Genomic DNA, 12,300 nt, shown 5'->3' with positions numbered 1-12,300 from the left:
TAATTATTTTTGAATTAATTTTTATTTTTTTCAAAATATTTCATTGCGATATAATGCATACTTAAACTACCGATAACAGAACCTAATAGGTAAGCTATTAAAACATTGGTGTTTTCAAAATTCTGAACTAAGTTTCTAAAAACCAGTAGCCATATACCATTTGATAAAACACTAGCAATTCCATGGTATAAAATACTTGAACTATTTCTGGCTCTACTTACTAATGTAAAACTTGCATTTTGTAGAATAACCAACAAGAATATTTTAATTAACTCTATCATTAGAAACATTTATTATTAATTACCAATTAGCTTTTCTAAATTTTTTATCATATTTGATAAATCGGTTGATAAAGCCATAGTCGTGACAAACAAGTTTATTTCCAAGCCATCCAAAATTTGAGAATTTAACATCAGAAAAAAAGTCAGGAATTTTTTCTGGTCTCACAAGATCCTTACCTCGAATTGTTTTATATGGAAATGTCCTTTCCATAACTAAAATTTTAGCATCTGGGGACATAAATAAAACGGGAGCAAACCAATCTTTTACCCAAGAAAGATTTCCACATAGTCCGGAAACTTCTTCCCAAATTAGAAATTCATTTGCATTAGATTCAGTAGAATTTGGTTCAATTTTAATCACGTATTTGTTGGGGTCGAAATTGTATTCGTAGACACTGCGATAACTACCTTCATTTATTTTCTGGCCAAACATCATTCTAATTAAATCTGTGTTTACAGATTCTAGACCTGAAATTCGAGAAAGCTCTCTTATATCATTCAGATGATTTTGTAGTCTAGTCGGGGTCTTATTAGTCATTACAAAGTTGCTTTATCCAGTTTTTTAAATCCTACCCACATACAATAAATGGAAAGTAAGAAGGTTAATAATAAATAGATTTTAAATTCCACATTTAATTTTTCTAAAGAAATGGTGCAAAAAAAGCTTCCAATACTTAACATGATTAGTCCATAAAAAAAAGTCAATAATTCTTTCATGCGTAAATTTTAAAAATTATAAAAAGGCAGAAACCCTTTCGAGTTTTTTTAAAAAACCAAATAACAATAATTATGAACCGAGTGAAAACTGCCTTTATGTGATAAATAGCCACCCCTGAGGCTGAATAAAAGATATGAAACTACTATATAAAATTAGAGGTGGCTAATGTGTTGTTAATTAAATGACGTCGTATTCCGTAGAATTCTCTGGCTTATATTCTGATAATGCTTTTTCAGCATTTTCACATGCTACGGAAATCATACCAATAGCTGTTGCAAGTTTATTATTAAACTCTTGTTCTTGTGGAGATCTGGAAGTCCAGGCAGACATAGCCTTAATTTCTCTGATAAGATTTTCTTTTCTTTCTTGGATAGAGCTTTTTGAATTTTCCATAATAATATTAATTTTTATAGAAATGAATTACATTCCTGTTCCACCTATTTTTGATGTTGCTTTTTTATTTTCAATCAAATTTTTTAAACTATTATATTTATTACTTCCAAACAACATTCCAGATATAATTATTAATAACATAGCATAATTAAAAGAAATTTCAGTAATGCCAAATATTTTATGAATTACTTCATTCCATATTAACATAAATATGTAAGATTTTAAAATAAAAAAAACAGTTGCAACCAATAATAAAGCTAAACATTTAATAATTTCTTTTTTCTTTTCTTCAATTTCCAGTTTTATTTCTTGAATATTTCTTTTATCATGTTGATTATCAATATTGGAAATATCACTTTTAGCTTGGTTTTTATTTAGTTTTTCTTCAATCAAAGTATTGATGTCTTTTGTGCTTAGATTATAATTACAATCATATCCAAATAGCTCTCTATAACTATCCATTGCCTTGTTGTGCTCAGAAATTTGAGCGAAATCTAAATTGGTATTTAATTTTTTCATATGAATATCTAAAAATTTTTGGTTAGTTCTAAGAATTGTTTGTGATCCATTTTTTGAATCTTTTTGTAAATAGGAACAAATTTTTCAAACTCAAATTCTTTTGAGTTACTGACTAGTTGGTATCTGTTTATGAATAGGTCTAGTAACTCTACAATCTTTTCATTTACAATTTTCATAATACCTGAATCAGGTAATTTATTCAAAGAAAGTGATACAGATGTTATGTTAATCTTAATGAATGTAAGCTCATAAATAGTTGCTAGAATATCCTTGAGTAAAGGATCTGTACTTTTCTGGAATTCAGATAGAGATTTATCAGATTGTTTATTAAAAAAATCTACTACTCTCGTAAAATCTTCATAAACAAAATTTTGTTTACCGTGCTTCTTATAAAGTTCAAAAAGGAAATCATTATCTGCATTACCTAGTTTTTCGAAATACTTAAGATCCTTTGTTGAGATCAATTTTTTTTCTGAAAATATTAAAAGTGAGTCTACAATTTCTCGTGTAAGTAAAGTTATAATGTGATAATTCAAAGTGTGGCACTCTTTGACAGTAGCCTTTTTTACTGGTTTGCTTAAAATTAATTTAGGAATTTCAAAAAATTGTAATGTGGTCGTCATAAAAATTCTTTTATATAATTGAGTTGTTCTCTGAAATTTGAAATGAATAAATCAATTTTTTCTTTACTTCTAAACTTGAAAATGAATGAAGAAGAACCTGAACATTTTGAACTAATTAATTCTCCAGATGTAAACATTATACAGTAATTTTGACATAACATACATTTGCTATCATACAAATCTCTTAAGTTTAAAAGAATATCAAGAACAATAAGTTTATCAGCATACTTTTCAGTTAGATTACACTTTAAATTGTCTTTTAGACTTTGAGAAAAAGAATTAAAGTCATTAGGAAGTTCTGAAACTTTTTCATCTAGTATTCTTAATTGAATTGTCCCAATTCTAAGGTTTGACTTTTCAAAGTCTATCTCATAACCCTGTGGAATTTGTAAATTTAGAGCATTCATTTATCTATCAAGTTTTTATTAGATCTATCTATTAAATATTCTCAAAAAAATATTTCATATGTTTTAATTATATTTGCTAACCAATTTCAATTCAAATATACAATAAAAAACAACATAAAACAATAATAAACAACTTTATTTAAGTGTTTTATTGTAAAAAAACAATAATTTACTATGAAATACGAGCATTATTTATATAGCTTAATTTTACATTTGAAAAGTAATCCTACAGAATTTGCCAAATCTATTGGTTATACCAGGGCGGATAGGATTTATAATGTGTTAAAAATGAAAAACAACATTAGTTCCGAGTTAGCAAATGATATTGTTTTGAAATATCCTGATGTAGTTTATGAATGGCTTATGACTGGTGAAGGTGATATGCTCAAAGTTCAAAAATATTCCAGTAAAAATAAAAATACATTCGAAAAATTATCATTTGAAAATTTTCCTAATGGAAAGCAGTTGGAAGTCATTAATTCAAAACTAGATTATTTAATTAAAGCTGACAGTTTAAATAAAATCTTTATAAAAACATTATTAGCGAAATTTGATTTAAAAATTGAAATGTTCGAATCTAATGAAAAAGAACTTGATGAGTTGTTAAAATCTGTTATTAATTAGATGCTGATTTTAACAAAGATAAACTCAATTTAAATTTCGCTAGACTAAAATGATCTTCAAGAAATTCAACTATTAAACTTCTTTCATTTTCCCTCAAAATACTTTCTAGTTTTGATGCTAATATAAGGTTGTTGTAGATGTACTCTTCTTTTTGTATTAGATTACGATTATAAAAATAATCATTTCTCCTTATCAATTCCATGATCTTATCGTAATCGCTATCCATTGTATGAATTGTTTTTATCATGGTTACCACTTTCAAAATATGCTTTAAAAGATTTTATAAAGCGGTCTTCCCTAGCTTTAGATGCTTTAAAGAATAAATTTATTCCTTTGATTAGGACTAAAATTAAAATAACAATAATAATTAAGCTATAGAAAAACCAATTATCTTCTTTTGGTGTGACTCCAAATAATGGTAAAAAATAGAATGATGTAGCATAAATAGATGTAAAAAGAGGAAGTGCATAAGACCAAAAATAGGGTTTCATTCTAATCGTAATGATAAAGAAAACTGGCTGTATACACATTCCTAAAGACCAGATTACAGCTGAAAGATTATTATTAGCTGCGATAACATTTGTAGTCTTTGCATCTGGATAAAAAGCCTCAATAATATTATTTGAAAAAGGTATCATCGAACTGTATAGCACTAGATAAGTTCCTAGTGCCGAAACAGACGATGTTCTTACTTTATGGTTTAGGCGGTTTAACGTCTCCAGGAGGAATGATTTCATTATTGTCTGGGTTATCAGGGATAAATACATCACCGTTTGAATCTAACGGAGGAGGGGGTGATACTACCGAGTCACCTTCTTTAGATGTTTCATCTCTGTTATTAATTTTTATTTTTTCTTCTTTAGAAAATGAATTTGGCTGTATAGGCTCATCTTCATTTCTATCAGTTTTACACGAAAACAGCAATACACTTATTGCAGCTGTTAAAATAATTACTTTTGTCTTCATAAAAATAGGTTTTATAATGTCTAGTAAAAATAACAATTAAATCAGCAACTTAATAGATTTTATATCACGATTTCATGAATTGCTAATATATAATATTATTTCATATCATAATGAAAATTTTTTAATCCATATATATTTTATAATAGATCAAAATAACTTTATTGTTGATTATGTGTAAATTAATTTATTCACTTAGCCAATAAATAGGTTGCGGTCTTATACCTTTTCCTTGAAATTGCCATAGAGTTCCATTCCATTTTAAAACCTGCTCTTTTTCATTGAGATCTTTAGTAAGTAATGGTTTATCTTTTGGGGGAGGATATAGACTAGTATGTTTCCATTCCTTTTTCATATATCAAATATATGAATAAAACAGTCTATAAAGTTGCGTAATAACAAGTAGTTATTAACAATTTTAAATGCATTTTACTTTTCCGTTTTCTTCAATATAATTAAAAATTCTATATTGATCTCGTGCAATTACTTCTAACTGAATAAGCTTAACATCGTTGTCATTGTGTGATAAAAGCGATTCATGTTTTTTGAGAACTACTTTTATTGTTTTGCTACCATTCATAAGTTCCTTCTTTAGTATTTACTTTTATCTCGTTGTTTTTAATTACTGCTTTTGTTGAATCAAAATATTTTTTCAGTTTATCATTTTCTAGTGTTTCAAATTCATAAAATGACCCAAAAACATTATTAATCTTTAGATTATTTTTCCCTAAAAAAATATATTTTATTTGATTGATGAGTATTTTATCACCAATCTTAAGATCTGATATTGTCATAAATTTTAGTTTTGGTTAAATAGCAGGGTGTTAAATTCTTTCTTTTTAACTTCTTGAATTTTATTATGTATGGAAATGGTGTCGATGTATGTGAAGTATTCAGTACCACCGGATGTCATAATAGTTCCGTTGTTGTATCCATTATAAGAACCTGGAACAATATTATCTATGGAGTAAAATATACTAGAAGCATATGGTTCATTTTTATTATCAATGGCATTTCCATCTTCATCAAGCATATTTCCATAATAGTATATTGTTGGTATTGATAATCCTACTAAAATTTCCATAACGATTATTTTATACTAAGTTACGATCAGGTTTAACGCTTTTAGAGTTTGTTTGTTTTCGGTTTCTTTCTTTGTAAATTTTTACTGCAGCATTGCATATGAAATCTGAAATTATTACTGCTGATCCACAAATTATTATGATTGAAAATTCTGACATTCTATTGATCAATGATTTTTAATTTTCCACACTTTTTACACTTTTTCCTTTGGTATATAATTCCCCATTCACCAATATATTCCCATTCATGTATGTGAATCCTTAATAATTTTTTAAATAAATTTATCATGAAAATGAATTATAATTTTTCTATTTTAACAATTGTTTTTGGGATTGGTCCATAATACTTTACAGCACTAATAACCGAGATCCTGCTGTCGTTTGTGTAAACTAGTCCAGCTAACGAATCTACTAATCCCTTATTTAAATTATCAGACAGGTCAGGTTTAGTAGTTTTGTAAATAATAACACCACTACTGATCAAGTCTTTTTCTTTTTTGGACATTGAAGATAACGCAGGAAAAACATACTCTACATTCATTGAAATTGCACAGTCGTATATAATAAAATCTTTTGGTAAAAATTGTGTAACTACAGCTTTAATGTTTTGCTCATAATCTTTTATATCCTTTTTCTGATATGAAGCAATAAACTGTTGTCCTAATTTATTTTTAGAAATCCTAAATCTAGCTGACTGCTTTGGTTTTGGTATTCCAATTATTTCAAATTCTAGCATTTTTTTATTTTAGTAGTCAAATTTTTCTTTGTAATCTTTTCCTATTTTAAGATCTCCTTTGTAGTATAAAGTTCGAATGTACCTTCTTAATTTAGTGCAATTGTAAGGACTGTTTCTGCCTCTAGTATCACCGTTAGTTTCTTTGAAGTACCATTTAAACATGCTAATACTCATTCGATGCAATTTATTCTGATTAAAATGTGTGGCATCAGAAATAAGATTAAAATGCATATCCCACCATTCGTCTATTTTTATATTGATCTCAAACTTTGGTTCTATATTTCTAATTAAAATCAATCTGTCTTTTTGCACTTGACTACTAAATGGTTTTCTAACCATGTTTCCAAACATATCAAAACCGGATGTTTGTAGTAAAGAAAAGTGAACAGGTAATGGCATAAATAAAATTCCTTTCAAATAATTTTTCACTTTAACAAAAGGAAATATTGAATTTTCAATAACATAATTTTCTGCCTCTTTCCTGGTAAATCCAATTTCTTCGAATTTTTCAAAAATCTTATCCCAGAAATCTTTTGAATGACCAGAGAAATAATTGAATTTCCTTTTAGGCTTGCCATCTTTGTTTTCAATTACTTTATGGTCAACAACCTTTGCCATGCATTCTCTAAAATGCAAGTAGTGATGTAGCTTATAATTGAACCCTTCTCCCATACTAATTAAAAACTTCTGCTACTTCAGCAATATAATCTCCTACATTGTAAATACTATAATTTAAACCTTCATCCATGTATTGGATTTTATTCTCACTATATACCATCGGGTGTATTTGATTTGTTCTGAAAAACAATGTCGACTGCCCTTTGCGAGTAATCCAACAAGACAGAATCAGGTCTTTCTCTTTTATATTGTCCAAAGTTCTTAATAAACACGTCTCTGATAGCGGACTGATAGAGTATAGTATTCCATTTGGTGTTATTTCTATTCCGGTTGCTTTCAATAAACATCCTTTCTCTACCTCTGTGCTTTTTGGTGTTGTATCTAAATTTGTGTTTATATCGTTTGTCATAGTATTTAAAAATTAGGATGTTATTTTCAGTTAAGACATTTTCTCTATAATATTTTTGAAGACATACGTTTAAGATGTTTATAGAATGGTATATATTGTAATGATTGTTTAGTTTTTTAATTACTTCTGTGACATCTAAATATTTGGGAAACCCCCAGTTATTCTTGTTCCATATAAGAACATTGTAAGCTAAAATTTTGTCATTTTTAAAAATAAATCCTTTAAAGGTAAATTCATTACCCGGGATGTATTTTATGAACTCCTGACTCTCACAAAAAACAGAACAAGTTTTTTTTACTTCATCGGGAGCATATTCTAAATACTTTATTAAAAGTTGTTCTGATTTCATATTACCATTTGTATAGACCACAATGTTCGCTTGACATCTGTTTTAATTTTAAATAACATCCACATCCTGTTTTCCAAATTGCATTTTTATAGTATAATTCAAAATCTGGTTTATGCTTAATTTCAATTGGTATTTTATCTAAATATTTTGGAAGTTTTTCAAATAAGTTTCCTGTCGATAATCTCAGTGCTTTTTTACTTGAACACCATCCATTTGAATTTAGTGGACATGCGTCACAAATCTTACCTCTATTTAAATATCTCTGTACGGCTTCATCAGGTAACAGATCTATTTTTTTTAATAGATGGTAAACTGAAGCTTCAATTATGGATGGTATAGTAGAGATTTTCATTTTACTCAAACTTGTTATACAAATTTACAAAACATTCCGTAGGGTTGCGTACAAGTATACGAGAAGTTATTAACAATTTAGCAAACGGGTTAAGAGCATGGTGGTGAATTACTTTTGTTGGAAACAAACAGTTTTTATTCAACACTATGTTCAATACAGGTAACTATTTACAGGAGGAATTAGCGAAAGAAAGACAGTTGTCTAATGCTGATAACACAGCATCAACTGACAATTCTAATTCTTCTGAGACTACTGATTTACAGCAGTCACAATCAAACGAAAATACTGAAGATAACTCATCTTCTGTAAATTATAATCAATTAGCACAAACTGAAACTGTAATTACTCAGGAAAAGGTTTCTGTAGAAAATCCTTTCGTCACTGAAGAAGTGGCGGAATTAAATGCTTTTCTAAAAAAGAATCCGGGACTTGGTTTTACAGATTACCAAATGCTTAAAAGAGACACTAGCGCATTGAGTGAAGAAGAACTGATGAAGGAATTTCTTTCTGTAAAAGGAGGAAAAACCGACAAGGAGATTGCTTTGGAACTTAAGAAACTGGAACTAGATCCAGAAGATGACGATTTTGAAACTGACGATGAAAAACGATTAGAAATTGAAGCAAAGCGTGAACGTATACTTAAGGATGCCAGAGAATGGCGAAATGAGTATGTCACTGAAAAGTTATCAAAAGATGTTTCTAATCAAGAACAAGAAACTCAAAGTCAAACCATTAATGAGCAGAATGATGCTCAGGTTCAATTACAGAATTTTAATCAGGATTATTACTCTAAGACTACTGAAGCATTAAATGGTTTTAATGAAGTTAAAGTAACGATTGATAATGATGTTGTCGGTTTACCTGTAGATGATTCTTTTAAAAAGTTCATTCAACAAGGACTTGATATATCAACGAATATTAAAAGGTTTTACGGTGAAGACGGCAAAATGAAAGATGCCGATTCATATGTGAATGATTTAGCCTGGTACATGCCTGAGACGAGAGAAAAACTTCTCAAGTCAGTTATAGAACAGGTGGAAGCAAGAACAATTGCTAATCAAACTAAGGTTCGAAGAAACATCAATTTTAATAATCAAGTAAATGTACAAGGCAATAATTCTGACGATACAAATGCAGAAAGAGCTGAGGCGTTCTTCAAAAAGAGAAGTCAAAACACATTTTAAAATTACAAGAAAATTATGGCAGTTACAGTCCCAATTACAATAAATCCTGCTTCGTATTTTATACAAGTAGACGAAAAAACACCAAAACCACTAGCGTCCTCTCTGGAAGTTTCTGGATTATTCCTTCCTAAGTTTATTGGAAGAGTAATTGCAGAGGAGTTAGATGACACCTCACTTTTAGCTCAACTGATGATATCTGGTAATGAATTCCAGGTTGGTTCCGAGCAGGTTGTTTGGAAAGAAGAAGGTGATATTAACACTTCAGATGCACATAAAGCAACAAGAGCAACAAATGATTTTACAGCAAATCCTACAAGCATATTTGATGACCCATATGATATTGACTCAAATAGACCTACAGATGTTCATTGGGCAGGAGTTGCTGTTGGTATGAACTTTTATGTAGTAGATAGTACTGGTAAATCTCAAAATGGTGTTATCACTGCACTTTCAACAGATTATAAAAAATTTACAGCTACTCCAATTGGAGGTGATGTAGCATGGACAGTAGGCACAGATGTACAAGTAGTATTTTATGGATTTAATCTTGATGACTGTGAATGTCCTCCTTGTGTTGCAACAAAAGACTATGCACCAACATATGAAAACTCAATGTTTAAAGATGGTGAATGTTTAGAATATTGTGAAGAAACAGAAATCAAGGAAGGAGAAGGAGCATTTGATCTGTTTGAAGTAGATGGTGGATATGTTAAGGTTGACGAAAGATTAAACCAAAAACAAAAAGAGCTTACTAAAAGAATGGATAATGCTTTAGCTTTTGCAAAAAGACTAACCGAAGCTGAAGCCACTACTTTAGGACAAAAAAATAGAGGGACAAATGGTATTTTCCCAATGCTTGAAGGAAAAGCTCAAAAAGTTGAAGGTATGATCGAAACTCATGCTGATTTAGAATATATTGCTGACCTTCTAAGAAAGCAAAAAGTAAAAGTAGCTACATTAAGATGTTCTACAGCTCAATATTCTAAACTGAGAAATCTTGTGAAGCCAACTTCACCATATTTCTTTTCACCTTTTGAAAATCACCAAAATGATCTTATGTATATTGGTTTTGCTGGAATTGATTTTGGAGACGTGAAAATTTACTTCAAGCAATGGAACGCTTTAGATTCTAATGTAGAATATTTAGCTAAAAAATATAATTTTATTATTGTTCCAGAAGGAAAACTAAACAGAAAGATTAATGGACAGAATATGTCAGTAAGTTATCTAAATATTGGTTGGTTTGCAGGTAATGGTAAAGTTTGGAAATATCTTAGAGAAGATAAAGTAGACCCAGATTCGTGTTCAGTTAAAAGAACAAACTATACAAATAAGTTTGTACCTGTGATCTTCATGGCTAGAAAATTCATTTTAGGTATTAACGCAGTAGCATAATTACACATAGCAGGATTCGCTAAAATGAATCCTGCTTTATTTTTATAAAATCATAACACATATGAATTCAGAACAACAGAATACTATTTTAAGATTCGACAAACAGCTTGTAAAAACCCACATTAACCCGAAACACATTGTAACTGTAGATAACAAAAGAGTTGTTTATAGACTTGCAAAAGGAGAGCCCTTAGCTGAGAAGGAACAAAGTGAACATGCAGAGCCTTACAGACTTTACATTTCGTCTCAAGAGATGATTTTTGATGATAATAATGAAGTTGAATTTTTAAAGTCTAAACCATACTTTGGAAGTCTTATCACTGAGTATGATCCTTCTGCAGAACATAAAAAGAACAATGAAATCTTCAACCTGACTGTAGATACTTTTGTAAAAGTTCGAGCACTAGAAGAATCTGAAATGAGAGGTATTGGATATCGTTTGTTTGGAATTGATGCTTTAAAGATCGATTTGAAAGATCTTGAAAATAGAATCCAGACAAAAGTAAATGAAGATCCAGAAAAAGTAAGCAAAATGCTTGATGAAAAAAATGACACAGAATATGCTCTTATTGGATTAGCTATGGCTAAAGATATTATCCATGAATCTGATGCCGGTAATACAGTAAGATTTACCGATACAGAGGAGCTTATTACTTCTGTAGCTCAACATCAAAATCCAATTGATTCAGTTGCAGAGTTATTTAAAAGTTCAGAAGGTAGAGAAATCAAAAAAAGAATCTACCAAAAACTGCAGCCTTCCGTAGTTGATGATATTAAAGATGCTAAAACTGCAACCGTAAAAGATTCTAAGACACAAGATAAAAAATAGTAATGATAAATACTCTATATCAGACTTTACTTACTGTTCTCAATAAAAATCAGATGGGGAAAATCTCTCCATCTGAATTTAATTCTATGGCCAATCAGGCTATTCAGGCAATTTATGCAGAAGTATTCTCTGATTTTAGAAAACTAAATTACAGAAATTCTCGGCTTCAATCAACACCAAACTATGGTAATGAATCCTTCAATATAAAACAGGTTATTGAATATTGGGTGGCAAAACCAATTAATATTACACTAGACGAAGAAGGATATTCAATGTTTCCAGAAGATCTTTTTTTATTAAATGGTGTTTTTGATGCTGATAATGAATATTACAAAAAAGATCTAAATCAGTTTGAAAAACTAATAAGAAGTAAAAGGCTAAAGCCTACTAAATGTCTTCCTATTTACTGTATATATGGCTCATCTTTTAAGGCTTATCCTGTTAACGAAAACAAACAAGTTAGAATAAACTACTTTAGGAAAGCTAAAGTCCCTAAATGGACCTACACTATTATCCAGGGAAAGGAAATGTTTAATCCTGACGCAACCGATTACTCTGATTTAGATATTCATCCTTTATTGTTACACCGTTTATTTGTTGAAGTTTTGTTCTTAGCCGGACTGAACCTTCGAGAACCGGATATAGCTCAGTATGTTGCCCAAATGAAGCAACAAGAACTTATTAATGAACAATAATTTCACAAAGAACAATAGTTTGTTTTTCATATAGTGTGACTGCAGGCCTCGATTCGTTCAGGCTTGCTTTTTCACACATCTAAGGTTACTAAGTTATTAACAATTTTATTTTTAGTTGCGCAA

20 protein-coding genes are annotated in these 12,300 nt (G+C 29.5%); 5 read left to right on the top strand and 15 right to left on the bottom strand.

The features are described 5' to 3' along the window. Window positions 1–14 precede the first annotated feature (14 nt). The 6 genes from ACMGDK_RS11560 to ACMGDK_RS11535 all read right to left on the bottom strand — a co-directional run bounded on the left by ACMGDK_RS11560 (window position 15) and on the right by ACMGDK_RS11535 (window position 2,941). Window positions 15–281, bottom strand: coding sequence for a DUF1145 domain-containing protein (locus ACMGDK_RS11560; RefSeq protein ID WP_436808098.1), 267 nt, complete (start codon window positions 279–281; stop codon window positions 15–17). Window positions 282–300: 19 nt separating this feature from the next. Next, window positions 301–819: a hypothetical protein gene (locus ACMGDK_RS11555; protein ID WP_436808097.1), complete on the bottom strand. Its 519-nt coding sequence runs from the start codon at window positions 817–819 to the stop codon at window positions 301–303. A 357-nt stretch (window positions 820–1,176) separates the two neighbouring features. Beyond that, window positions 1,177–1,392: a hypothetical protein gene (locus tag ACMGDK_RS11550; protein WP_436808096.1), complete on the bottom strand. Its 216-nt coding sequence runs from the start codon at window positions 1,390–1,392 to the stop codon at window positions 1,177–1,179. Between the two features lie 27 nt (window positions 1,393–1,419). After that, window positions 1,420–1,911 carry a hypothetical protein gene (locus tag ACMGDK_RS11545; RefSeq protein ID WP_436808095.1) on the bottom strand — a complete coding sequence of 164 codons (492 nt, stop codon included), beginning with the start codon at window positions 1,909–1,911 and terminating at the stop codon, window positions 1,420–1,422. Window positions 1,912–1,919: 8 nt separating this feature from the next. Further along, window positions 1,920–2,534 carry a hypothetical protein gene (locus ACMGDK_RS11540; protein ID WP_436808094.1) on the bottom strand — a complete coding sequence of 205 codons (615 nt, stop codon included), beginning with the start codon at window positions 2,532–2,534 and terminating at the stop codon, window positions 1,920–1,922. After that, window positions 2,531–2,941: a hypothetical protein gene (locus tag ACMGDK_RS11535; RefSeq protein ID WP_436808093.1), complete on the bottom strand. Its 411-nt coding sequence runs from the start codon at window positions 2,939–2,941 to the stop codon at window positions 2,531–2,533. The genes ACMGDK_RS11540 and ACMGDK_RS11535 overlap by 4 nt, the downstream gene beginning before the upstream one ends. A gap of 174 nt (window positions 2,942–3,115) precedes the next feature. On the opposite strand from ACMGDK_RS11535, the gene ACMGDK_RS11530 reads away from it, so the two are divergent. Continuing rightward, window positions 3,116–3,565 (top strand): hypothetical protein, encoded by a 450-nt coding sequence (locus ACMGDK_RS11530; protein WP_436808092.1) that lies wholly within the window; start codon window positions 3,116–3,118, stop codon window positions 3,563–3,565. 218 nt (window positions 3,566–3,783) lie between these two features. On the opposite strand, the gene ACMGDK_RS11525 is transcribed toward ACMGDK_RS11530, so the two are convergent. The 9 genes from ACMGDK_RS11525 to ACMGDK_RS11485 form a co-directional block, all read right to left on the bottom strand. Next, the gene (locus ACMGDK_RS11525) at window positions 3,784–4,203 is read right to left on the bottom strand and encodes a hypothetical protein (protein WP_436808091.1); all 420 of its coding nucleotides are present in this window, start codon (window positions 4,201–4,203) and stop codon (window positions 3,784–3,786) included. A gap of 55 nt (window positions 4,204–4,258) precedes the next feature. After that, window positions 4,259–4,531: a hypothetical protein gene (locus ACMGDK_RS11520; protein WP_436808090.1), complete on the bottom strand. Its 273-nt coding sequence runs from the start codon at window positions 4,529–4,531 to the stop codon at window positions 4,259–4,261. Window positions 4,532–4,715: 184 nt separating this feature from the next. Further along, window positions 4,716–4,883 carry a hypothetical protein gene (locus tag ACMGDK_RS11515; RefSeq protein WP_436808089.1) on the bottom strand — a complete coding sequence of 56 codons (168 nt, stop codon included), beginning with the start codon at window positions 4,881–4,883 and terminating at the stop codon, window positions 4,716–4,718. Between the two features lie 214 nt (window positions 4,884–5,097). Further along, window positions 5,098–5,322, bottom strand: coding sequence for a hypothetical protein (locus tag ACMGDK_RS11510; RefSeq protein ID WP_436808088.1), 225 nt, complete (start codon window positions 5,320–5,322; stop codon window positions 5,098–5,100). 5 nt (window positions 5,323–5,327) lie between these two features. Next, window positions 5,328–5,612, bottom strand: coding sequence for a hypothetical protein (locus tag ACMGDK_RS11505; protein WP_436808087.1), 285 nt, complete (start codon window positions 5,610–5,612; stop codon window positions 5,328–5,330). Window positions 5,613–5,908: 296 nt separating this feature from the next. Beyond that, window positions 5,909–6,346, bottom strand: coding sequence for a RusA family crossover junction endodeoxyribonuclease (locus ACMGDK_RS11500; RefSeq protein ID WP_436808086.1), 438 nt, complete (start codon window positions 6,344–6,346; stop codon window positions 5,909–5,911). Between the two features lie 9 nt (window positions 6,347–6,355). Then, window positions 6,356–6,964, bottom strand: coding sequence for a hypothetical protein (locus ACMGDK_RS11495; RefSeq protein ID WP_436808085.1), 609 nt, complete (start codon window positions 6,962–6,964; stop codon window positions 6,356–6,358). Between the two features lie 55 nt (window positions 6,965–7,019). Continuing rightward, window positions 7,020–7,373 carry a hypothetical protein gene (locus ACMGDK_RS11490; protein ID WP_436808084.1) on the bottom strand — a complete coding sequence of 118 codons (354 nt, stop codon included), beginning with the start codon at window positions 7,371–7,373 and terminating at the stop codon, window positions 7,020–7,022. A 350-nt stretch (window positions 7,374–7,723) separates the two neighbouring features. Then, window positions 7,724–8,074: a hypothetical protein gene (locus ACMGDK_RS11485; protein ID WP_436808083.1), complete on the bottom strand. Its 351-nt coding sequence runs from the start codon at window positions 8,072–8,074 to the stop codon at window positions 7,724–7,726. A 146-nt stretch (window positions 8,075–8,220) separates the two neighbouring features. Here ACMGDK_RS11485 and ACMGDK_RS11480 point away from each other — a divergent pair, with 146 nt between their 5' ends. The 4 genes from ACMGDK_RS11480 (at window position 8,221) to ACMGDK_RS11465 (ending at window position 12,177) form a co-directional block, all read left to right on the top strand. Beyond that, the gene (locus ACMGDK_RS11480) at window positions 8,221–9,258 is read left to right on the top strand and encodes a hypothetical protein (protein ID WP_436808082.1); all 1,038 of its coding nucleotides are present in this window, start codon (window positions 8,221–8,223) and stop codon (window positions 9,256–9,258) included. A gap of 15 nt (window positions 9,259–9,273) precedes the next feature. After that, entirely contained in the window at window positions 9,274–10,653 is a 1,380-nt protein-coding gene (locus tag ACMGDK_RS11475; protein ID WP_436808081.1) for a hypothetical protein, read from the top strand. Between the two features lie 61 nt (window positions 10,654–10,714). Next, entirely contained in the window at window positions 10,715–11,482 is a 768-nt protein-coding gene (locus ACMGDK_RS11470; protein ID WP_436808080.1) for a hypothetical protein, read from the top strand. Window positions 11,483–11,484: 2 nt separating this feature from the next. Further along, window positions 11,485–12,177 (top strand): hypothetical protein, encoded by a 693-nt coding sequence (locus tag ACMGDK_RS11465; RefSeq protein ID WP_436808079.1) that lies wholly within the window; start codon window positions 11,485–11,487, stop codon window positions 12,175–12,177. Window positions 12,178–12,300: the final 123 nt, after the last annotated feature.

Origin of the sequence: Chryseobacterium hilariae (genome assembly GCF_051400735.1) — a bacterium.
In the GTDB taxonomy this organism is placed as follows: domain Bacteria; phylum Bacteroidota; class Bacteroidia; order Flavobacteriales; family Weeksellaceae; genus Chryseobacterium.
The sequence above is the reverse complement of the archived record's forward strand: the minus strand, read 5'-3'. Positions and strand labels throughout refer to the sequence as shown.